Source organism: Pseudomonas sp. TWRC1-2 (genome assembly GCF_049896685.1).
Lineage (GTDB): Bacteria > Pseudomonadota > Gammaproteobacteria > Pseudomonadales > Pseudomonadaceae > Aquipseudomonas.
Window position 1 is genome coordinate 958,275 of sequence record NZ_JAFCUU010000001.1, and the last position, 21,703, is coordinate 979,977.

A 21,703-nucleotide genomic window follows, 5' to 3' on the forward strand; every position below is an offset into this window, starting at 1 on the left:
TCCACTGGAGCGCTTCATGGCCACTTTCACCAAGACCGCCGTGCTGCTGGCCCTGGCGCTTACCGCCGGCGGCGTGTTTGCAGCAACCAAGCCAACCGCGACACAAACCATCTCGACGCTGGGTGGCAAGTTCACCTTCAACTTGCCCAAGGCCTATGTCGCCGACACGCTGCCGACCGGCAAGGCTGAGGACGGCACCGCCGACACCCAAGGCACGCTGTACGCCAACTCGACCACGAAAAGTGTGGTGATCGTGGCTGAAACGGTGCGCAACGACGGGGCCACAATTAAAGACAATGACGCGCAGTTTCTGGATGGCGCCGTGGCTGATTTCGTCAAGGACCAGAGCGCTGCCCTGCCTGATTTCAAGAAGCAGAACGAAAAGAAACTGACCTTCAAAGGTCTTGGCCTGCGTCAGGTCGACAGCACGGCCACCCAGGGTGGCGGCAAGACTTTGAACTCGACATTCCTGGGTGGCTCGGGCAATCACTTGCTGGTGATTCAGGCGATTTCGCGGGCGGATGATGTGAAGGGGCATGCGGAGTTGGTGAAGCAGATTACTGGGGGTAAGTAGTCTGGTTTTGCGGGTGATGGAGCGTTGATGGGGGTGCTGGGGACCGGGTACATATCCGTTGTGGGGGTGATGGCTGATAGCGGTTCCGCTCTTACAGCGGGTCACTTTTGAAAAGCGCAAAAGTAACCAAAACGCTCTTGCCCCACCACTCGGCACCTCGCCTAGGCTCGGTGTGCCCTCACGCAGGCATTACTCCGCGGGCCGCCGCGACGGGCCGTCCCTGCCCCGTCGCGGCTAAACCGGCGTCCTGCCGGTTTACCCGCTCCGTACTACCTGCGTTCGGCCAGCGTGGTTTGACGGGGCGCCTAAGATCAAGATCAAAATCTACAGCACGGCGGCCTAGTAGCCGACCTGAGTGGTAGAAGCGAAGCCGAGGCGGCCTGACAGCCGACCTGATTCTGGAAGCTGAACTCAATCAAATGTGGGAGCTGGCTTGCCTGCGATGGCATCAACTGGGTGTCACTGATAGACCGAGGTGCCTGCATCGCAGGCAAGCCAGCTCCCACAGAAAAGCAAAAGCAGTGCGGAGGTGGAGGCTGAACTCGGTCAACTTGTGGGAGCGGGCTTGCTCGCGAATGCGGTGTGCCAGTGACACAAGAGCTGACTGACCCACCGCATTCGCGGGCAAGCCCGCTCCCACAGTTGGATCTCTGTGCGTTAGATAGATGGGTGTCGTTTGTACTCGGTCAAATGTGGGCTGGCCTGTCTGCGATGGCATCAACCCGGTGTACCTGACGGACCGAGGTGCCTGTATCGCAGGCAAGCCAGCTCCCACAGAAAAGCCAAGCAGTGCGGTGCTGGCGGCTGAACTCGGTCAAATTGTGGGAGCTGGCTTGCCTGCGATGGCATCGACTGGGGATGTCTGATGTACCGAGGCACCCGCATCGCGGGCAAGCCCGCTCCCACAGAAAAGCCACTAGTGCAGCAACGGACAGTTATTCAACGCCACCAAACGAAAATGACCATCGCAGCAACCCTCACCCGCCAGTTCACTTCAGGCTTTTCTCCAGCCAGGCCTTAAGGTCCTGCACTTCGGTCTCACTGACGGTATGCGGCATGCCCGGATACCCGTGAAACTCCGGCGTCAATCCAAGGCCCACCAGTACCTCACTGGCCTGCGTCGCCGAGGCATACGGCAGTGCCTGGTCGAGAGTGCCGTGGCCGATAAAGATCGCCAATTTGCCCAATGATTCGCTGGGCTTGAGTTCAGCCTTGAGCACCGGCAATACACTGCCACTCAAGGCCGCGATGCCGCGCACCAACGCGGGCTTTCGCAAGCCCACCTCGTACGACATGATCGCGCCCTGGCTGAACCCCACCAGAAACACCCGATCGCTTTGCGTGTGGTATTTGGCAGTGGCCTTGCCCACAAAGTCTTCGATCAGCGCGGCGCTGCGTTGCAGGTCGGCGGTTTCGCCATTGTAGTCGCCGTCACCCGGCGTCTTGGTAAACCAGCGATAACCCTGTGGGTCCACGGGCATCGGCGCACGTGCCGACAGGTAGGTCCAGTTGGACGGCAGCGCGTCCTTGATGCCAAACAGGTCTTCCTCGTTGCTGCCAAAACCGTGCAGGAAAATCACCAACGGCTGATTGCGCGCATCGCTCTGGGTCTGTTCCAGATAAGACAGGGGCAAATCGGTGTGCAGCGTGGAGTCGGCGTGGGCGGCGCTGGCCATCAGGGTCAGTGCCAGGGCAAACAGTTTGAGCATGGGAAAGTGACCTCAGGGTTTGCGCAACAAGTAAGTGTCCATGATCCAGCCATTTTCCAGACGCGCCGCCTTGCGCACCTGTTGGATTTGCTCAGCCACTTCGCTGACTTTGCCGCTGATGAGGATTTCGTCCGGCGTGCCCAGATAGGCGCCCCAGTAGATGTCCATGTCCTGATCGGCCACGCAGCGGTAGGAATCTTCGGCGTCGAGCATGACCACCAAGGTGTCCGCATCACTCGCCTGCCCCGCCGCCAACCGGCGCCCGGTGGTGATCTCGATGGAGCGACCTATGCGGTTCAGCGGCACCTTGTGCTGGGCGGCCAGGGCTTGCACGCTGGTGATGCCGGGGATCACTTCGAACTCGAATACGCTGCGGCCACTGGCCAGGATCGCCTGCAGGATGCGGATGGTGCTGTCGTACAGCGCAGGGTCGCCCCAGGCCAGGAACGCGCCCACTTCACCGTCAGCCATCTGCTCATTGATCATGTGCTCGAAGGTCTGCTGCTTGTCGCGATTCAGGTCCTGCACGGCGGTGGTGTAGTCGATATCGCCGCGCACGCGCTCGGGGCAGTCGGCCTCGACGAAACGGTAACCAGGCTCGGTGATGTAGGTTTCGCAGATCTCGCGGCGCAGGTCGATCAGCTTGTCTTTGCTTTGGCCCTTGTCCATCAGGAAAAACACGTCGGTGCGGTTCAGCGCTTTGACGGCCTGCATCGTGATGTAGTCAGGGTTGCCGGCGCCAATGCCGATGATCAGGATGCGTTTCATGGGTTGCTCTCATTGCGGGGCGTGGATTTTGCCATGTTCACGCGCTCAGGCGTGAGTTTCCAGACGCAGGCGCCACACCTTGTTAAAGCGCAGTTCGGTGGCGGACAGCGGCTCGACATCAATCAGGTAGAACATCGAGACAGGGAACTGCAACACGTACAGCATCGCGGCGCGAATCACAAACGGGTGGGTGATAGCCACTACGTGCCCGGGTTGGGTTTCGAGACTTTTCATCCAGTCAGCGACGCGTACGCAAATCTGCTCCACCGACTCACCGCCGTGAGGCGCGCTGGCGCTGTTGGTCAGCCAGTCACTCAATGCATGGCTGTCGAGCTGGGCGATGGCCTGGCCTTTCCAGGCGCCGAAATCACCGTCGCGCAACGCGTCTTCGACCTGCGCGTTATCGCCGAACAAGCCGGCGGTTTGCCGGGTTCTGGCCTCGGGCCCACACACCAGTCGCGGGCTTTTCTTGAAACGACCCGCCAGGGACAGGGCCGCGGGTTGCCACTGCATCGCTACCGATTCGTCATCGGGAAACCGCCCCTGTTTTTGCAACGGCGTGGCGGCATGGCATATCAAGGTCAACCGGGTGGCCTGCATCACAATTCACTCTGTTTCGACGCGCAGTCGGCGTAGACTGGCAAAGTTGTTTCAACATGTTACAACGAACATGAAAGAGGAAGCCGGTTCGAATCCGGCGCGGTCGCGCCACTGTATTCGGCCTTTTAGCCGTAAGCCAGACCCTGTTTCAGCCCAATCGCAATCCATTTCGGGACGCGTCATCCCTGGAGGTTTTCATGGCTAACACTGCTGCAACGAATCCTGATGTGCATTTACCCACCCTGCCCTTGGGCGACATTCTGCCTTGGGCGATCTTCGGCGGCCTGTTGTTGCTGCTGGCGCTCTATTTTGTCGGCGCCGAGCAAGGCGCCACCGCGGTGTTCAAAGGCATGTATGTGCATGAGTTTGTGCACGACGGCCGCCACCTGCTGGGTTTCCCCTGCCATTAACCGATAAGCGAGACACGACATGACAGGGCATTTACTCCTGCGCGGGATGCTGGTGGGCTTGCTCGCCGGCGTGCTGGCTTTCGGCTTCGCCAAAACCTTTGGTGAACCGCAGATCGACAAGGCCATCGCCTTTGAAGACCACATGGCACAGATGCACGGCGATGCGCCGGAAGAGGAACTGGTGAGCCGCGAAGTGCAAAGCACCTTCGGCCTGTTCACCGGCGTGGTGGTGTACAGCGTGTCACTGGGCGGCCTCTTCGCCCTGGTGTTCGCTTACGCTCTGGGCCGCATCGGCAAGGTCGGCCCGCGTGGCCTGGCGGCGCTGCTGGCACTGGCGGCATTTGTGGCAATTACCCTGGTGCCAGGGCTCAAGTACCCGGCCAACCCGCCCTCGGTGGGCGACCCCGAAACCATCGCGCAGCGCACCAGGCTGTTCTTCCTGATGCTGCTGGTGTCAGTGGCGGCCGCGGTGATTGCGATCAACGCCGCGCGCAAGCTGATTGCCCGCCGTGGCGTCTGGGCCGGGGCGATCCTGGGTGTGGCGTTGTACATCGTGATTGTGTCGGTGGCCGGCAGCCTGTTCCCGGTGATCAACGAAGTGCCGGAGGCGTTTTCGGCCGTGCTGCTGTGGAAATTCCGCGTAGCGTCGCTGGGTATCCAGTTGGTGCTGTGGACCACCCTCGGCCTGGTGTTTGGCGCGGTGGCCGAGCGCAAGCTCAGCCAGCCAACAGCGCGCTTCAACCCTTGAACTGAACCCCGGGGCGGGCCAGGTACAACACCTCATAGCCCGTTCCGGGATGCGCCGCATCCAGCGCCTTGCTTGACAAGGTGATGCGCACCAGCCGCCACGCCTGCACATCCAGCGCCAGGCATACCGCAAACGTGTCACTGCTGTCAGCCAACTGCTGATTGCGCCGTTTTTCCTCGGCGACGATCCCCGCCCGATCCGCCCCCGGCACCAGCGGCCACTCCTCTCGGTACAGGCTCAACGCGTGCTGCGCGGCCCCACGCTGCACATCCAGCGGCAACCAGCTTTCGATGTGCGGACGGCCAAAGCTGTCGAGCACTTTCTGAAAACGCTCGCCGAGTAGAAAGTCGGCGGCCTGCAACGGGTCGGCCCACAGGTACACCGACGCATACACATTGCCCGGCGCCTGCCCACGCGTCTGCGCGATAAACGCCTTGAACAGCAGCCCTTGCGTGTCCTCCCACAACGGCCCCAATTGCGCGGCGCGCCGGCGTATCACGTCCATGTCGTAGTCGGCAGGCAGGCGGTGTGAATACTGTTTGGCAAACATGGCAAAGCTCCTGTGCAAGATGTGGACAGAGCTTGCGCACTGGCGATGATTTCAACAAGATATGGCCGAATATAAGTGCGATAAGGATTGGATATGACTGACTCGCTCAAACCCCTCGACATCGACACCGTGCACGCCTTTGTGCTGGTGGCTGATTTCGCCAGCTTCACCCGCGCCGCCATGGCGCTCGACACGTCCCAGGCCGCCATCAGCCTGAAGCTCAAGCGCCTGGAAGAACGCCTCGGTTATCGCCTGTTGGTACGCACGCCTCGCCATGTGCAGCTGTCGCCCCAGGGCGAGCGCTTCATCGTGGCCGCGCGTGCCCTGCTCAATGCCCATGAGCGCGCACTGGCTGACCTGGGCGCCCACGCGCCTCGGCGTTTAGTGATTGGTATCAGCGACCACGTGGCCGGGCCGGACTTGCCCACCTGGCTCAGCCGACTCGCGGCCTACGACCCGCTGGTGATTCTCGAGGTGCGCATCGCCTCGTCCCGCGACCTGGTGGCCGCGTTTGATCGCAATGAACTGGACGCGGTGATCGTGCGCAACGAAGGCGATCGCCAGGACGGCGAAGTGCTGGCCGTGGAACGCTTTGGCTGGTTCGCGGCGCCACACTGGCAACACAGCCCCGGCGCACCGCTGCGCATGGCGACCATGGCCGCGCCCTGTGGCGTTCGGCACCTGGCGGTGAGGGCATTGGAGGCCGCGCGTATCGACTGGACCGAAGTGTTTGTCGGCGGTGGCGTAATGGCGGTAGGCGCGGCAGTGAGCGCCGGATTGGGGGTCGCCGCCCTCGCCCACCGCGTGGCCCCGGCCGGGGCGGTGGACGTGAGCGAGCAATATGGCCTGCCCGCATTACCCGTCAGTGAAGTGCTGCTGTATAGCCGGATCAGTGATGCGCGCTCGCGCGAAACGTTGCGCGCGTTGAGTGCAACGTTTCGTGGCGTGCTGCAGCGCTGAGTGTCAGGCTTTTTGGGGTAACGCTGTTGAGCAGTTCACTCATGGTCAGGTCTTTCTTGTTGATCAATGATGAGACCTGAAACAGCGTAGCCGGGTTTGCGAAAACCGCAGTCGATCAGGCGGCCGGGGCCAACACGGCCCCCGCCGGCGCCACCATCGGGCTGCCACTGGCGACGAAATCTTCCTTGCGCAGCACCACCAGTGCGATCAACGACACCACACCGGTTGCCACGTAGAAATACCAGGGTGAAGTGATGTCGCCCGTCACCTTGATCAGCCAGGTGGAGATCAGCGGCGCGCTGCCGCCAAACACTGCGACCGGGACGTTGTACGCCACGGCAATCCCGGTGGAGCGAATGCGCGTGGGCAGCAGCTCGCTCATCAGCGCATAGGTCGAGGAGGCATACAGCCCGAACAGGATCGCCACCGCCATCAATGGCGCGAAGAACGACGCGGCAGTGGCGGTTGGCGCCGACTTGAACAGCCAGAACATCGCCAGCGTGGCCAGGGTGCCGATCACCATCAGAAACGGCTTACGTCCGTATTTATCGGTGAACGCGCCGCCAAACGGCATCACGAACGCAGCCGAGAAACTCGCGACGAACACATAGAGCAGCGTGGTGCCGCTGTCGAACTTGAGGATCTTGGCCATGTAGGTCGAGGCGAAGGTCAGCACCAGGTAAAAGATCGAGCTGTGCAAGGTGATGATGAAAAACACCAGGGCAATCGCGCGCTTCCACTGCCAGACTTCGCGCAGCGGTGCACGGGAAGTCTGCCCGGCGCGCTGCAAGGCGAGAAACTCCGGGCTGTCTTCCAGCTTGAGGCGGATGTACATGGAGATAAAACCCAACGGTGCGGCGATCAGGAACGGCACGCGCCAGGCCCATTCCTGCATCACTTCGGCGCCCAGGATCCAGGTCATGCCGTTAGCCACGGCACCGCCCAGCAGCAGGCCGAGCACGGCGGTGACCATCAGCCAGCACGTGGCAAAGCCGCGTCGGCCGGGGCCGGCGTATTCGGAGATAAAGCTGGTCACTGTGCCGATCTCGCCGCCCGCCGAGAAACCCTGCACGCAGCGCACCAGAATCAGCAGCATCGGCGCAGCAATGCCAAGCGTTGCATAAGTGGGCAACAGGCCGAGCATGACGGTGGAGCCGGTCATCATCACCAGCGCCATGATCAGGGTTTTGCGGCGGCCGATCTTGTCCGCCAGCGGACCGAAGAACAGCCCGCCCAGAGGCCGGATGAAAAAGCTTAGGGCAAACGCCGCGAAGCTGGCCAACAGGCTGGTGGTGGGGTCATCGGAGACGAAAAAGGCCTGGCCGATGTAAACGGCGAGAAAGCCGTAGACGCCGTAGTCGTACCACTCGATCAAGTGACCGGAAGTGGCACCGAGAAACGCACGGCGCCGCTTGCGGACCGTGTCTTGCGCTTGATTGCCCATCAAAGGGACTCCTTGTCTGATGTTCTGTCCATGAAAAACGGGTCTAGGGAAGCGCGGCGATACTCGCTGCTTTCAGCCACTGCCGCAAGTCAGTCTTGAGGATTTTGCCGTAACTGTTCTTTGGCAATTCGCCGGGAAACAGGTACTTCCTGGGTTTCTTGAACGAGGCCATGCGCGCCACAAACCAGGCCGTCAGCTCGGCTTCATCGAGCGGTTGCCCGCTGCGCGTCACCACAAACGCCACCACCGATTCGCCCCATTGCGCATCCGGTTCTCCCACGACGCACACCTCGAACACCTCGGGATGTTGCGCCAGCACTTCCTCGACTTCACGCGGGTACACGTTGCTGCCGCCGCTGATGATCACGTCCTTGGAACGGTCCGTCAGGGTGAGGTAACCCGCCGCGTCGAGAAAGCCGACGTCACCGGTCAACAGCCAGCCCTCGACCAGGGTCTGACGCGATGCCTCGGGATTGCGCCAGTAGCCTTGCATCACCGTGGCACCGCGCACGGCGATTTCGCCGCGCTCGCCCGTCGGCACCGGCTGGTGCTGTGCGTCGAGAATGCGGATTTCAACGCACGATTGCGCATGGCCGACCGAGGCGGCCAACGTGGCCCAGTCTGCGCGTTGGCGGTCGGCGATCAGCGCGCGAGGCAGCACGCTGATCGTCATCGGGCTCTCGCCCTGGCCGTAGATCTGCACCAGCCGCGGGCCGAAGGTGTCGACGGCCTCACACAGATCGGCCAGGTACATCGGGCCGCCACCGTAAACGATGGTTTTGATGCCTTCGCCGCGATAGCCCTGGCGCCGCGCCTGTTCGACCATGCGCTTGACCATGGTCGGCGCCGCAAACAGTGAGACATTGCCCAACTCGGCCGCCAGGCCAAACAGCTCGGCGGCGTCGAAACCGTGGGAAGCCGGCACCACATGCCGCGCGCCGCAGCGCACATGAATGAAGTTGTAGAGCCCGGCGCCATGGGACATTGGCGCGGCATACAGCACGGCGTCATCGGCGCTGACCGGATCCACGTCTGTGGGGTAACACAACGACATCGCCATCAGGTTGCCATGGGACAGCATCACGCCCTTGGAGCGCCCGGTGGTGCCGGAGGTGTAGAACAGCCAAGCAAGGTCCTGGTCCTGGCGGGGCTCCGGCTGCGCCAGGGTCGGCCAGCCACGCGTCGGCGGCAGCGTGTGGCCGTCCAGTTCCTTGCAGTGCTGAGGCAAGTCGCGCGACGCCGAAAATACCCGGCCGCCGTCGGTAAAGATCAGGCGCGCCTGGGCGTTATCGGCGATCCACGCCGCCTCAGCCGGGTGCAATTTGGCGTTGATCGGCACAGCCACTGCGCCCAGCCACCAGATGGCGTAGAGCACTTCCAGGTAGTCGCAGCTGTTCTTCATCAGCACGGCGACCGCATCACCGGCGACCACGCCGTGCTGGTCCACCAAGTGCGCGGCGCGCTGGCGAACATGCGCAGCAAAGGTCGCGTAGTCGGCCACTTGCCGCGTGCCTTCGAACAATGCCGGTCGCTGCGGGTCGCGGCGCTGGGTGTCGTGCAACCAGTTGGCAATGTTCATGGGTCAGTACCGGCGCGCGTGCAGGACCGAGGCGTAGTTGGCCACTGCCATGCCGCCCATGTTGAACACCAGGCCAAACTCCGGGTTGGGCACCGCCAGGCCAATCGGTTCGCCGGTCAATTGGCGGAACGCCAAGGCGTGCATCGACACGCCGGTGGCACCCACCGGATGCCCCTTGGCCTTGAGCCCACCCGAGAGGTTCACCGGCAGCCGCCCGCCGGCGCGCACCACGCCACTGTCGAGCACGCGATGGCCCTCGCCCTTGGGCGCCAGGCCCATGGCTTCGTAGATCAGCAGTTCGGCGATGGTGAAGCAGTCGTGCACCTCGGCGAAACTCAGGTCGGCCAGGGTGATATTCGCCCCGCGCAGCGCCGAGTGGATGGCCCGTTGCGGGCCTTCAAACGCCAGGATGTCGCGCTGGGCAATGGGCAAGCAGTCGTTGACCTGGGTCATCGCGCGAATCTGCACATCACGACGAAACGCGCGCGCTCGCTTGGGTGAGGCCAGGATGATCGCGGCGGCGCCGTCGCTGATCAACGAGCAATCAGTCAGGCGCAGTGACTCGGCCACAAACGGGTTGCTCTTGGACACGTTGTTGCAGTGCTCGAAATCCATCACCCGGTGCATTTGCGCCAGCGGGTTGGCCATGGCATTGGTGTGGTTCTTGGTGGCGATGGCGGCCATCGAGCCCAGCGGGCAGTGATAGCGCTCGGTGTATTGGCGCGCCGCACGGCCGAACAGCTGCGGGAAACTCAAGCCGGCTTCGGCCGGGTCGTTCTGATAACCGGCGCCGGCCAGGGCCTGGGTGACCTCGGCGGTGGACGTGTGGGTCATCTTCTCGGCGCCGACCACCAGCACCAGGTCGGCGCTGCCGGAGAGGATCGCATTGACCCCGGCCTGGATCGCCGCCGAGCCGGACGCACAGGCGTTTTCACACCGCGTGGCGGGTTTGAAGCGCAGGCCCGGGTCGGCCTGCAACAACAAAGAGCTGGCAAACCCGTCAGGCACCAACCCCGAGTTGAAGTGCCCCAGGAACAACGCATCGATTTGCGACGCATCAATGGCCGCATCGGCCAGGGCTTCGCGGGTAACCTGCACGATCAGGTCTTCAAGGGTGGTGCCTTCCAGGCGACCAAAACGCGAATGACCGGCGGCAACAATGGAGACGCAATCAGCTGGCATAATCAATTTCTTCTATTTTTGATGCGGACATTTACCTACAATGACGCACCGCTGAGCGCTCGCCAATTCGTGTAACTACTTACATGGATAAGTAGCCCGGTGAGAAAAGCAACGAGGCAGGATGCCCAATGAACGCGTTTACCCAGCAACTTCAAGATATCGAACGCCTGGCGTTCCAGCTCTCCCCGGCCCCGCAACTGGTCACGCGCAACCGCGTGATGGTCGATTGCAATGAGGCCTTCCTGCAGTTGTTCGGCTATTCGCGCGACGAATTGGTCAACCAACTGACCCTGCTGATCTACCCGTCCCAGGCCGATTATCACGCCATCGGCAAGCGTAGCCACGACTGGCTGCTGGAGAGCGAGAACGGCTTCTACTCCGATGAACGCTTCATGCAGCACAAAAGCGGCGAGGTGTTCTGGGCCAAGTCCCACGGCTACACCCTCACGCCCAGAGACCCGTTCAAGCTGATGATCTGGCACTTCGAGCGCCTGGACCGCACGCACCAAGGCACCGGCGACCTGACGCCGCGGGAGCGGGAAATCGCCATGCACATCGTCAACGGTCTTAAATCCAAGGAGATCGCCCAGCGCCTGGCGATTTCTCACCGTACGGTGGAAGTGCACAGGGCACGGCTGATGAAGAAACTTGAGGTGAAAAACATCGTGGAGCTGGTGTCAAAAATGATTTTCGTCGGCGGGCGCGCCTGGTTATAGCCAACCATTACAAACCCCGGTCCCACGCTAGCTACGCTGAGAGTGCTCAAAAGGAGCTTTCCCACGCAGTTACGTTTAAAGGACTAATGATATGGCGCACTCCGATCGTTCTTCGCCCGCCACCCAACCTCGCAAGACTCCGCCACCCGTCGAGGGCAGCGGTTCAAACCTGCTCACCCTGGACAATGCCGGCCCCGTGCAAATGGGCTTCTGGGTGCCCAACCGTGTGTGGGCCACCGCCAACTTCCTGGTGCCACTGCGCGACTACATCGACAGCATGAAAAAGGCCGGCACCCTCGCGCCGATGCAACCACAACTGGTGGAATTCAAAAACTGGGTGACCACCCACAGCGTGTACCGCATGTGGGTCATGTCGCTGATCGAGCAGTCCAACGCGTTCGTGCTGACCCTGGCGCCGCACACTCGCGACCAGATCAAGACCCAGGACGGCGACGTCGTGTGGATCAAGGACTACGACAGTTTCTTCGAGATCCTCAACGAAATTGTCACCACCTCGTCCTCGTTCAACGACACCGCCCAGGTCGGCACGCCCATGAATGCCTTCCTGGCGATTTCCATGGCCACCGAAGCCGGTGTTGCGCTGTTCCATGACGCCACCTTCAATGAGCAATTCAAGAACGTGCTCAACACCTGGAACGCCTACCTCAAAAGCCCGCAGTCACTGGACAAACTCGACATCAACAACCCGGAAAAACCCGGCTCGTGGATCTCCAAGGCCGCCTGGGCAGCCGGTGTATGGGACCAGATGGAATGCGACCCGAAAAAGCCCGGCTACGGCTACAACTCCTGGAACGCGTTTTTCATCCGCAAGTTCGTGCCCGGCGCCCGGCCATTCCAGGGCGACGCGCAGACGCAGGTCGATATCGGCTGCGAAACCACGCCGTGGGCGTACCAGAACAACATCGCCTTCGAAAGCGACTTCTGGATCAAGGACGTCAATTACTCACTGCTGGACTTGTTCGCCGGCCAACGTGACTGGGCCAAGCATTTTGAAGGTGGGCAGCTGTATCAGGGTTTCCTCTCCGCCACCCACTACCACCGCTGGAACGCGCCGCTGGACGGCACCCTGCTGCGTTCGTGGGTGCAACCTGGCACCTACTTCGCCCAACGCCCGGCGCAGAAAGAAGGCCCGGGCACGTGGGAAGGCACCGAGTCGCAACCCTACCTGGGCCATGTGGCCGCGCGCGCCATTTTCATCTTCGACCACCCCACCTGCGGGTACGTGGCACTGATCTGCATTGGCATGGTTGAAGTGTCGACCTGCATCATCGAACCGGGGTTTATTGTCGACGAAGGCAGCAAGCCGGTGAAGATCACACGCGGCACCGAAATCGGTCACTTCGAGTTCGGCGGCTCGACTCACATGATGGTGTTCCAGCGTGACCGCGTACGCCTTGAAGAGTGGGCCGTGAATGCCGTGCTGCACCGTCAGTCGCCCAAACCGACGCCCATGGGCAGCGTGATTGCAACGGCACTCGACACCCAGAAACCCAAGTGATCCCACGCGGTGATCGCGCCTTACGGCGTGTTCCAGACCCTGGACGGCCCGTTGAACCTGGCGCCGATCACCCCGGCCATGTGGGGCAAGCTGTGTGTGCTGCTGGACCTGCCCGAGCTGCCGAACGACCCGCGTTTTGCCAACAATGAAGCGCTTTCAACGCACCGCGATGCGTTGAAAGCGCTGCTGGAGAGCCGGTAACCCCAGCCAGCACAATGCCCTGAGCGCGCAACTGCTCGACAGCCTGGACGAAAGCCTGGTCGCCCTCGCCGCCCAGCGCGTCGGCACGGTGATCCTCGGCGCCGACGTCGACCTGAGCGTATGGAGCGCCGCACACCGGTATTTGAAGGGCGTTGACGGAATTTTCATATTTGACTGTCTATGATGCGCCCCTTCGTTGGGGAGTAACCGGCTTCTGGCCCGCTCAGAAGCGTTCGTATCAACATATTCGGCAACCTGCCGTGGTACGAACACCGTTGAGGTTGGTGAGACCAGCGACACATCCATGCCTAAAGTCGGGCGTGTGGTTGTGTCGTTGACTCATACAGCCCGACTGGAAGCCTCACCGTGAACCCCATTTCCCTGATTTTTCTCGCCCTGGCCATGTCCACGGACGCCTTCGCGGCGGCCATCGGCAAAGGCTCCAGCCTGCACAAACCGCGTCTGATCGAAGCACTGCGCGCCGGCCTGATCTTTGGTGTGATCGAAGCCATCACGCCGATGATCGGCTGGGCCATCGGCCATGCGGCCACGCGTTGGGTGGAGGACTGGGATCACTGGATCGCCTTTACCCTGCTGGTCGCGCTGGGCTTGCACATGATCTACAACGGGCTCAAGGCGGACGATGAGGAGGCGGAAAAGCCGACCCAGCATTCCTTCATGATCCTGGCCATTACCGCCTTTGCGACCAGCATTGATGCGATGGCCGTCGGCGTGGGCCTGGCCTTTATCGATGTGAATATTCTGGTGGCGTCGGCAGCCATCGGCCTGGCGACCATGACCATGGTAACCATCGGCATGATGCTCGGTCGGGTGCTGGGCACGGTGGTGGGCAAGCGCGCCGAAATGGTCGGCGGCGTGGTGTTGATGCTGGTGGGTGCGACGATTCTCTACGAGCACTTGTCGGCTTAACGGCTCGCACTGAACAAATGTGGGAGCGGGCTTGCCCGCGAAGGCGATGGATCAGTCGATGACTCTGTTGACTGTCAATGCGCTTTCGCGAGCAAGCCCGCTCCCACCGTAGGTCTGCAGCGTTTCAAGCCGCGTGACTTTCCTTCTTCAAGCTCTCCATATCAATCACGAAGCGATACTTCACGTCGCCCTTGAGCATCCGCTCGTACGCCTCGTTGATGCCCTGGATGTCGATCATCTCGATGTCCGAGACAATCTTGTGCTTGGCGCAGAAGTCCAGCATGTCCTGGGTTTCCTGGATACCACCAATCAACGAGCCGGCCAGGCTGCGGCGTTTGAAGATCAGGTTGAACACCGTCGGCGACGGATGCGGGCTGTCGGGTGCGCCGACCAGCGTCATGGTGCCATCGCGCTTGAGCAGATTGAGAAACGCATCGAGGTCGTGCGGCGCGGCAACGGTGTTGAGGATGAAGTCCAGGCTGTTGACGACCTTGGCCATCTCGTCCGGGTTCTTCGACACCACCACTTGGTCGGCCCCCAGGCGCAGGCCGTCTTCGCGCTTGTTCGGCGAGGTGGTGAACAGCGTGACATGCGCGCCCATGGCATGCGCGATCTTCACCGCCATATGCCCTAGCCCGCCGAGGCCGACGACCCCGACTTTTTTGCCGGGCCCCACCTTCCAGTGGTGCAGCGGCGAGTAAGTGGTAATGCCCGCGCACAGCAGCGGCGCCACGGCCGCCAGGTTCGAATCATCGTGGGAGATGCGCAGCACGAACTTCTCCTTGACCACGATATTGTCCGAGTAGCCGCCAAAGGTATTTTCGCCGCCGAACACCGGGCCATTGTAGGTGCCGGTAAAGCCGTTCTCGCAGTATTGCTCCTCGCCCTCGGCGCAGGATGCGCAGTGCTGGCAGCTGTCGACCATACAACCGACACCGGCCAGGTCACCGACCTTGAATTTTTTCACGTTGGCACCGACGGCCGTGACGCGGCCGACGATTTCATGGCCGGGCACCGACGGGTACAAGGTGTTGTGCCATTCGTTACGCGCGGTGTGCAGGTCGGAGTGGCACACGCCGCAATAGAGAATATCGATCTGGACGTCGTCCGACCCCGGCGCGCGGCGCTCGAAGGTAAAAGGCTTGAGTGCATCCTTGGAATCCCGAGCGGCGTAGCTGTAAGTCTTGGCCATTTGGTTCACCTGTTGAACTGACGGTAGAGGTCAGTGGACCAACGCAGACGCGCAAGCGTTCAACCGAGCACATCCGTACAAGCCCCTGGTCCGGTTTAACGCGATAGTGAGACTGAGCTTTTGCCCCCTGACCCCAAGGAGTTTTCCATGAGCACATTCGTTGCCAAAGACGGTACCCAGATCTATTTCAAGGATTGGGGCAGCGGTAAGCCCGTGCTGTTCAGCCACGGCTGGCCACTGGATGCCGACATGTGGGAATACCAGATGGAATACCTGAGCAGCCGTGGCTTTCGCACCATCGCCTTCGACCGCCGGGGCTTTGGCCGCTCGGACCAACCGTGGACCGGTAACGACTACGACACTTTCGCCGACGATATCGCCCAACTGATCGAACACCTGGACCTCAAGGAGGTGACCCTGGTGGGCTTCTCGATGGGCGGCGGCGATGTGGCCCGCTACATCGCGCGCCACGGCAACTCGCGTTTGGCCGGCCTCGTGCTGCTGGGCGCCGTCACGCCGATCTTCGGCCAAAAACCGGATTACCCGCAGGGCGTGCCTACCGCGGTGTTTGATGGCATCAAGGCCGGGCTGCTGAAGGATCGCGCGCAATTTATCAGCGACTTCAATGCCTCGTTCTATGGCATCAACAAGGGCCAGAAAGTCTCCCAGGGCGTGCTGACGCAGACCTTGCAGGTCGCGTTGCTGGCGTCGCTTAAATCGACCGTGGATTGTGTCACCGTGTTCTCCGAGACCGACTTCCGCCCGGACATGGCCAAGATCGAGGTGCCCACCCTGGTGATCCACGGTGACGGCGACCAGGTCGTACCGTTCGAAACCACCGGCAAAGTCGCGGCCGAGATGATCAAGGGCGCACAGCTGAAGGTGTACAAGGATGCGCCGCACGGTTTTGCCGCCACCCACACCCAGCAGTTGAACGAAGACTTGTTGGCGTTCCTCAATCGCTGAAGCGAGTGAATCACCCTCTCCTTATTTTGCCGGGCTTGCCCGGCTTTTTTTCGACAGGCGCTGACCCTGGGTATGATGCGGCTGAACCGGCGACTGCCCGACGCGGTCCCAACTCATACGCTCATCGTTGCAGGTAATCGCACATGTCACTGCCAAAAGAAATGACCCTGATCGAAATCACCGCCCCTGGCGGCCCCGAGGTCCTGCAACCGCGCCGGGCCGATGTGCCCGTGGCAGGTCCCGGTGAAATCCTGATTCGCGTGCACGCGGCCGGCGTCAACCGCCCGGATGCGTTGCAGCGCGCCGGCAAGTACCCGATGAAACCCGGCATGAGCCCCATTCCAGGCTTGGAAGTGGCGGGTGAAGTGGTTGCATTGGGCGAAGGTGTCAGCGAGTACGCGCTGGGTGACAAGGTGTGTGCCCTGACCAACGGCGGTGGGTATGCACAGTTTTGCGCGGTGCCTGCCAGCCAGGCCTTGCCGATTCCGGATGGCATGGACTGGATTCAAGCCGCCGCTGTGCCGGAAACCTTCTTCACCGTCTGGGCCAACCTGTTTGGCCTGGGTGACGCCCATACGGGCCAGAGCGTGCTGATCCACGGCGGCACCAGCGGCATCGGTACCACCGCGTTGATGCTGTGCCGCGAATACGGTATCCAGGCGTTCGCCACCGCCGGCAGCGCCGACAAATGTGCGGCGATCGCCAAGCTGGGCGCCGAGCCGATCAACTACCGCGAGCAGGACTTCGCCGAGGTCATCGCGCAGAAGACCGACAACAAGGGCGTGAATGTGATCCTCGACATCATGGGCGCCTCGTACCTGAACAATAACCTCAAGTCCCTGGCCATGGACGGGCACCTGGTGATGCTGGGCTTCCTCGGCGGCGGCAAGGCCAATGACGTCGACCTGCTGACCATCCTCGGCAAGCGCGCCGTGATCACCGGCTCCTTGCTGCGCGCACGCACCAAGGACGAAAAGGCTGCCATTGCCGAACAACTGCGCGAATACGTGTGGCCGGTACTGTCCGCCGGACGCTGCCTGCCGATGATCGACAAGGTGTACGAATACACCGACGCCGCCCAGGCCCATGCGCGGATGGAAGGCGGCGATCACATTGGCAAGATTGTGTTGCGCGTGGAATGACGCTCATCCGCCCCGCTGAAGATCAACGCTGGCAGTTGTAGAGCTCCAGCGAGGCTGCAATGGCGGCGGCACGGTCAACATGTTGTTGCCTGCCCCACCGCCTTCGCCGCCGCGCCACTGCTCGACGGCCCCGACAACGGATCTGTGCCGGGGCATCGACTAATTACTCGGCGAACGCCGGGTAATCGGTGTAGCCCTGTTCCGAGCCGCCGTACATGCCCTGCGCCCGCAACGGGTTCAGCGGCCAGCCGTTGAACAGTCGCTGCGGCAGGTCCGGGTTGGCAATGAACGGACGGCCGAAGGCAATCAAGTCTGCCAGCCCCGCCTCCACCAGTTTTGCCCCGCGCTCGGCGGTATAGCGACCGGCGTAGATGATGCGCCCGCTGAACGTGCTGCGCACCGCCTGACGGAAGGTTTCGGGCAGGTCGGGAGCGTTGTCCCAGTCAGCCTCGGCGATAGACACATAGGCAATGCCCGATGCCTCGAGCACCTTGATCGCCTCAATGTAGGTGTGATGCGGATCTTCCTCGACCAGGCCGATGTACACGCGGTCCTGATCCGTGCCGCTGAACAGCGGAGAAAAACGCACACCCAGGCGCTGCGGGCCGACCACGGCGGTCACGGCCTCGACGATCTCGCGTAGAAAGCGCAGGCGGTTGTGCAGCGAGCCGCCGTATTCGTCATCACGCTGGTTGGCGTGGGCGGAGATGAACTGGTTGACCAGGTAACCATTGGCGGCGTGGATTTCCACCCCATCAAAACCGGCGTCCAACGCATTGCGCGCCGCCTGCGCGTAGTGCCCTACCAGTTCTTCAATTTCCAGACTGCTCAACGCACGCGGCACGGGCGGCTGCATCAGCTCGCCGACACCAGGCCCGGTTTCGATAAAGGCTTTTGCCTGCTCCGCCGCAATGGCCGACGGCGCGACCGGTGCGGCGCCCTCCGGTTGCAGCGCGTTATGGGACACGCGCCCCACATGCCACAGCTGGGCGAAGATCACGCCGCCTTCGGCATGCACGGCGTCGGTGACTTTGCGCCAGCCGTCGATCTGCGCCGGGCTGTAGATACCCGGCGTCCAGGCGTAACCCTGGCCGCGCGGTTCGATCTGCGTGCCTTCGCTGACCATGAAACCGGCCGTGGCGCGCTGGCGGTAATACTCGGCCATCAGGTCGGTGGCGATATCGCCGGGTTGCGCGCTGCGTTGACGCGTCAGAGGCGGCAAGACAACACGGTTATTGAGTGTGTGATGGCCCAGTTTTACCGGGGTATTTAAATGATGAGTCATGTGAAATTTCCAAATTCAGGGCGAGCAAAAGCATTGGCGGCTCCAAGGAGCCGCCAATCAATAACGCGTGTGGTTAATTCAGGCGGTGAGTGTGAGCAGGGCCTTGGCCACAGCACTGGAACTGGCAGGGTTCTGCCCGGTCACCAGCAAGCCGTCTTCGAGCACAAAGGACTGCCAATCAGCGCCCTTTTCATAGTGGCCGCCGAGCGCCTTGAAATCATCTTCAATCAGGAACGGCACCACATCGGTCAGGCCAACCGCAGCTTCTTCAGCGTTGGAGAAGCCGGTAACACGACGGCCCTTGACCAGCGGCTCGCCATTCACGGCCTTGACATGACGCAGAGCGCCCGGCGCATGGCAGACAAAACCAATCGGCTTGCCGGCACGCTCAAAGGCCTCGATCAGTGCGATCGACGTTTGCGATTCGGCCAAGTCCCACAGCGGGCCATGGCCGCCTGGGTAGAACACGGTGTCGAAGTCGTCGGCGTTGACCGTGTCCAGCTTGACGGTGCTGGCCAGGGCCTGTTGGGCCGCCGGGTCGCCAGCAAAGCGACGGGTTTGCTCGGTCTGTGCATCCGGCTGATCGCTGACCGGGTCCAGCGGTGGCTGGCCGCCGGCCGGGGATGCCAGCACCAGTTCGGCACCCGCGTCTTTGAAGGTGTAATAGGGCGCCGCAAATTCTTCGAGCCAGAAGCCGGTTTTACGACCGGTATTGCCAAGCTGGTCGTGAGAGGTCAGTACCATTAATACTTTCATTTTCCAGTGCCTCGATCGATGGTTTCAGTAGGTGTATGCATCAGCAGGTTCAGGGCAACCCAATAACTGTCGGGTCAGCAGCAGCGCCTCGTCAAAAGGCGCGGATGTTCGGGTGATCTTGCTCATGACGCTGGTCCCCAACCACAGCGCATACAAGCGCCGAGCCAGGCTTTCGGGGTGTTGCTGAACCGCCAGCGAGCCGTCCTGGATGCCGTGCTGCAAGGCCTCGGCCAGCAAGGCGATGGTGCGTGTGGTGCCGCGCTGCAGGGACAAACGCATTGGCTCTGAAAGGTCTGACACCTCGGCACCAAGTTTGACGGCAAGGCATTTGCCCGCGTCGGTACAGCCGGTCTGGTTGTCGATCCAGGTGTGCCAATAGCGCATCAACCTGGCGGCCCAGGGCAGCCCGGGTTGCTGGAACAGTTGCTCCATGCCTTTGAGGTATTGGTCGAAATAGGTGTCGAGCAAGACCACGCCGAATGCATCTTTGGAATGGAAGTAGTGATAAAACGACCCTTTGGGTACATCGGCGGCTTGAAGTATTTCGTTCAACCCCACGGCAGAAAATCCTTTGCGGCTCACAATCAATTGCGCCGTATCCAGAATGGTCTGCCTTGTACTGTTAGTCGCGTTAGTCATCACTCATCCCGTCCCGATTAGACCAGTCGTCTAGTTCGTTGAGGGGATGTTAGGCGTCGAGAAAAACTTCAACAATGTCATATCCGCAAGGATTTCGGACATGGCACAAAGTCGGTTGCCGTTTGCCTGGCACCCGCCGACAATCCCCTCTCCCACGCCCCTTGGAGAATGACGATGCACAGCGTTGCGCTGATGGTTTACCCGAATTTCCAGTCCCTGAGCCTCAGCCTGGGTTCGGTGTTCGAGTGCGCGAACCTGCTGCGCGGTGAACCGGCTTATGAGTTTCATCTGGTCTCGGAGAGCGGCGGCGCCGTCATGACCTCCCAGGGTTTTTCGGTGAATACCAGCCCGATTCGGCCACAGGGTTATGACACGCTGATCGTCAGCGGCTACCTGGAATTTCGCCTGCCCGAGGCCAACCTGCTGGAAGTGGTCAAAGCCGCCTCTGCGCAGTCGCGGCGCGTGGCCTCGCTGTGCATGGGCATTTTCGTGCTGGCCGAAGCCGGTTTGCTTGAAGGCAAGCGCACCACCACCCACTGGATTCACGCGCCGGCATTTCGCAAGCGCTACCCGGATATTCAGCTCGAAGAAGACAAACTGTTCGTGGTTGACGGCCAGGTCTGGACTGGCGCCGGCATGAGCGCCGGAGTCGACCTGGCGTTGGCCATGGTGGAAGCCGACCTGGGCAGCGACCTCGCCCGGCGTATCGCCCGCAAGCTGGTGATTGCCCAGCGCCGCGGCAGTGAGCAATCGCAATTGTCGGCGTTACTGGAACTGGACCCCAAGTCCGACCGCGTGCAACTGGCCCTGGCCTATGCCCGCGAAAACCTGACCCACGACCTGTCGGTGGAAGCCCTGGCCGAGGTGGCTCGGCTGAGCCCGCGCCAATTCAGCCGGGTGTTCCGCGAAGAAACCGGGCAGACGCCGGCCAAGGCCATCGAGTCGCTGCGGGTGGAAGCTGCCCGGGCGATGATGGAAACCAGCCGTCACCCGGTCGAAGTGGTGGCCCGCGAAACCGGCTTCGGTGACCGCGAGCGCATGCGCCAAGCGTTTCTGCGCGCGTTCGGGCAACCGCCGCAGGCGATGCAGCAAGTGTTGTTCAACGCGGGAGCCTAGCGGCAGTGATAAGGGTTTTGGCTGTTGGGTTGTTTTACCCGTACCCAGGCCACGGCGGGTCACCGTGCCCTTCGGATATTCAGGCAAAACGCGCTGCGAATAGAGTAGATGCCACGGCCTTGGCCTGTGCCATTCAGGGCGAAACCGGCCGACGAGTCCAAGTGCGGCCGTGCCCGGCTAAGTTCAACATCGTGTTTAATGCAGCGCGGCCCGCGTAATCAAATAACTGACCAACTGCGGATCGTCATCCAGCTCAAGCATCTGCACCGGGCGCGGCAGGTCATCGAGCACCGCGCGCCAGAACGCCTGGGACACTTCATCCTGATCATAGAACCGCACCAGCCAATTGGTCTCGCCACTGCGCAGCACTTGGGTGGCGATAGCGCGGCCAATGCCTTTGCGGCGGTAGCGCTTGAGGATGAACAGGTCGGCCAGTTCCAGTGCATCGATGCCCGGCAGCTCGCTGCCTTCGATCAGCAGGAAGCCGGCGATGTAGCCATCCACCAGCAGCAGGTTGGCGCTCCATTGCGGGTCTTGCCAGTAGCGGGTCAGGTGCTCGTCATGGATATAGAAACGGCCATCCGACTCCACATCTTCCTGCTCCCAGTCTGACGACTCATAGGCATAGTACTGGTAAAGATTACGGATCAGCTCAGACGCATCGGGGCCGGTCTGGATCAATTCGACGGTGGTTTCAGGCATTGGGCTCTCGGTGAA

Annotated in this window: 23 protein-coding genes and 1 riboswitch; of the genes, 11 read left to right on the forward strand and 12 right to left on the reverse strand. The window is 61.7% G+C overall.

Annotated elements, in window-relative coordinates; translation table 11 throughout:
• Positions 1–16: 16 nt before the first annotated feature.
• Positions 17–574, forward strand: a complete 558-nt coding sequence (locus ACP7B3_RS04215) for a hypothetical protein (protein ID WP_426178048.1) — start codon at positions 17–19, stop codon at positions 572–574.
• 989 nt (positions 575–1,563) lie between these two features.
• Here the strand turns inward: ACP7B3_RS04215 and ACP7B3_RS04220 are convergent.
• The 3 genes from ACP7B3_RS04220 to ACP7B3_RS04230 are packed head-to-tail and all read right to left on the reverse strand — an operon-like array spanning position 1,564 to position 3,651.
• Positions 1,564–2,283 carry an alpha/beta hydrolase gene (locus ACP7B3_RS04220; RefSeq protein ID WP_426178050.1) on the reverse strand — a complete coding sequence of 240 codons (720 nt, stop codon included), beginning with the start codon at positions 2,281–2,283 and terminating at the stop codon, positions 1,564–1,566.
• Positions 2,284–2,295: 12 nt separating this feature from the next.
• The gene (cobF, locus tag ACP7B3_RS04225) at positions 2,296–3,051 is read right to left on the reverse strand and encodes a precorrin-6A synthase (deacetylating) (RefSeq protein WP_426178052.1); all 756 of its coding nucleotides are present in this window, start codon (positions 3,049–3,051) and stop codon (positions 2,296–2,298) included.
• Between the two features lie 45 nt (positions 3,052–3,096).
• Entirely contained in the window at positions 3,097–3,651 is a 555-nt protein-coding gene (locus ACP7B3_RS04230; protein ID WP_416365116.1) for a histidine phosphatase family protein, read from the reverse strand.
• Between the two features lie 71 nt (positions 3,652–3,722).
• Positions 3,723–3,802: riboswitch (adenosylcobalamin (AdoCbl) riboswitch) on the forward strand.
• 46 nt (positions 3,803–3,848) lie between these two features.
• Here ACP7B3_RS04230 and ACP7B3_RS04235 point away from each other — a divergent pair.
• Together ACP7B3_RS04235 and ACP7B3_RS04240 are read left to right on the forward strand one after the other, a co-directional pair.
• Positions 3,849–4,061 (forward strand): CbtB domain-containing protein, encoded by a 213-nt coding sequence (locus ACP7B3_RS04235; RefSeq protein WP_145164912.1) that lies wholly within the window; start codon positions 3,849–3,851, stop codon positions 4,059–4,061.
• A 19-nt stretch (positions 4,062–4,080) separates the two neighbouring features.
• Positions 4,081–4,809, forward strand: coding sequence for a CbtA family protein (locus ACP7B3_RS04240; RefSeq protein WP_426178055.1), 729 nt, complete (start codon positions 4,081–4,083; stop codon positions 4,807–4,809).
• Here the strand turns inward: ACP7B3_RS04240 and ACP7B3_RS04245 are convergent.
• Entirely contained in the window at positions 4,799–5,359 is a 561-nt protein-coding gene (locus tag ACP7B3_RS04245) for a DUF4865 family protein (protein WP_426178057.1), read from the reverse strand. The genes ACP7B3_RS04240 and ACP7B3_RS04245 overlap by 11 nt on opposite strands.
• A gap of 93 nt (positions 5,360–5,452) precedes the next feature.
• Here ACP7B3_RS04245 and ACP7B3_RS04250 point away from each other — a divergent pair, with 93 nt between their 5' ends.
• Positions 5,453–6,319: a LysR family transcriptional regulator gene (locus ACP7B3_RS04250; RefSeq protein WP_426178059.1), complete on the forward strand. Its 867-nt coding sequence runs from the start codon at positions 5,453–5,455 to the stop codon at positions 6,317–6,319.
• Positions 6,320–6,434: 115 nt separating this feature from the next.
• Here ACP7B3_RS04250 and ACP7B3_RS04255 read toward each other — a convergent pair whose 3' ends face one another.
• From ACP7B3_RS04255 to ACP7B3_RS04265, 3 genes are read right to left on the reverse strand one after another with little or no spacing between them, the layout of a single operon-like run.
• Entirely contained in the window at positions 6,435–7,763 is a 1,329-nt protein-coding gene (locus ACP7B3_RS04255) for an MFS transporter (RefSeq protein ID WP_404483166.1), read from the reverse strand.
• A gap of 43 nt (positions 7,764–7,806) precedes the next feature.
• Positions 7,807–9,342 carry a class I adenylate-forming enzyme family protein gene (locus tag ACP7B3_RS04260; protein ID WP_426178061.1) on the reverse strand — a complete coding sequence of 512 codons (1,536 nt, stop codon included), beginning with the start codon at positions 9,340–9,342 and terminating at the stop codon, positions 7,807–7,809.
• A gap of 3 nt (positions 9,343–9,345) precedes the next feature.
• Positions 9,346–10,524: an acetyl-CoA acetyltransferase gene (locus ACP7B3_RS04265; protein ID WP_106579606.1), complete on the reverse strand. Its 1,179-nt coding sequence runs from the start codon at positions 10,522–10,524 to the stop codon at positions 9,346–9,348.
• A 128-nt stretch (positions 10,525–10,652) separates the two neighbouring features.
• On the opposite strand from ACP7B3_RS04265, the gene ACP7B3_RS04270 reads away from it, so the two are divergent.
• The 4 genes from ACP7B3_RS04270 (at position 10,653) to mntP (ending at position 13,890) form a co-directional block, all read left to right on the forward strand.
• Positions 10,653–11,240: a LuxR C-terminal-related transcriptional regulator gene (locus tag ACP7B3_RS04270; protein WP_119736077.1), complete on the forward strand. Its 588-nt coding sequence runs from the start codon at positions 10,653–10,655 to the stop codon at positions 11,238–11,240.
• Between the two features lie 91 nt (positions 11,241–11,331).
• Positions 11,332–12,759: a phophatidylserine decarboxylase associated domain-containing protein gene (locus ACP7B3_RS04275; RefSeq protein WP_426178064.1), complete on the forward strand. Its 1,428-nt coding sequence runs from the start codon at positions 11,332–11,334 to the stop codon at positions 12,757–12,759.
• Between the two features lie 9 nt (positions 12,760–12,768).
• Positions 12,769–12,960, forward strand: a complete 192-nt coding sequence (locus ACP7B3_RS04280; protein ID WP_256676508.1) for a CoA transferase — start codon at positions 12,769–12,771, stop codon at positions 12,958–12,960.
• 366 nt (positions 12,961–13,326) lie between these two features.
• Positions 13,327–13,890 carry a manganese efflux pump MntP gene (gene mntP, locus ACP7B3_RS04285; protein WP_145164895.1) on the forward strand — a complete coding sequence of 188 codons (564 nt, stop codon included), beginning with the start codon at positions 13,327–13,329 and terminating at the stop codon, positions 13,888–13,890.
• A 124-nt stretch (positions 13,891–14,014) separates the two neighbouring features.
• On the opposite strand, the gene ACP7B3_RS04290 is transcribed toward mntP, so the two are convergent.
• Positions 14,015–15,082, reverse strand: a complete 1,068-nt coding sequence (locus ACP7B3_RS04290; protein WP_145164893.1) for an NAD(P)-dependent alcohol dehydrogenase — start codon at positions 15,080–15,082, stop codon at positions 14,015–14,017.
• 147 nt (positions 15,083–15,229) lie between these two features.
• On the opposite strand from ACP7B3_RS04290, the gene ACP7B3_RS04295 reads away from it, so the two are divergent.
• A complete protein-coding gene (locus ACP7B3_RS04295; RefSeq protein ID WP_145164891.1) occupies positions 15,230–16,048 on the forward strand; it encodes an alpha/beta fold hydrolase in 819 nt (272 codons plus the stop codon).
• 143 nt (positions 16,049–16,191) lie between these two features.
• Positions 16,192–17,190: an NAD(P)H-quinone oxidoreductase gene (locus ACP7B3_RS04300; protein ID WP_242198502.1), complete on the forward strand. Its 999-nt coding sequence runs from the start codon at positions 16,192–16,194 to the stop codon at positions 17,188–17,190.
• Positions 17,191–17,353: 163 nt separating this feature from the next.
• On the opposite strand, the gene ACP7B3_RS04305 is transcribed toward ACP7B3_RS04300, so the two are convergent.
• The 3 genes from ACP7B3_RS04305 to ACP7B3_RS04315 all read right to left on the reverse strand — a co-directional run bounded on the left by ACP7B3_RS04305 (position 17,354) and on the right by ACP7B3_RS04315 (position 19,870).
• Positions 17,354–18,475, reverse strand: a complete 1,122-nt coding sequence (locus ACP7B3_RS04305) for an alkene reductase (protein ID WP_262206588.1) — start codon at positions 18,473–18,475, stop codon at positions 17,354–17,356.
• A 78-nt stretch (positions 18,476–18,553) separates the two neighbouring features.
• Positions 18,554–19,231 (reverse strand): type 1 glutamine amidotransferase domain-containing protein, encoded by a 678-nt coding sequence (locus ACP7B3_RS04310; RefSeq protein WP_145164885.1) that lies wholly within the window; start codon positions 19,229–19,231, stop codon positions 18,554–18,556.
• A gap of 24 nt (positions 19,232–19,255) precedes the next feature.
• Positions 19,256–19,870: a TetR/AcrR family transcriptional regulator gene (locus tag ACP7B3_RS04315; protein WP_262206589.1), complete on the reverse strand. Its 615-nt coding sequence runs from the start codon at positions 19,868–19,870 to the stop codon at positions 19,256–19,258.
• 174 nt (positions 19,871–20,044) lie between these two features.
• On the opposite strand from ACP7B3_RS04315, the gene ACP7B3_RS04320 reads away from it, so the two are divergent.
• A complete protein-coding gene (locus ACP7B3_RS04320; protein WP_145164881.1) occupies positions 20,045–20,986 on the forward strand; it encodes a GlxA family transcriptional regulator in 942 nt (313 codons plus the stop codon).
• 195 nt (positions 20,987–21,181) lie between these two features.
• Here the strand turns inward: ACP7B3_RS04320 and ACP7B3_RS04325 are convergent, their stop codons facing one another.
• Complete coding sequence (locus tag ACP7B3_RS04325) at positions 21,182–21,688, reverse strand: GNAT family N-acetyltransferase (RefSeq protein ID WP_242198507.1); 507 nt, start codon at positions 21,686–21,688, stop codon at positions 21,182–21,184.
• Positions 21,689–21,703: the final 15 nt, after the last annotated feature.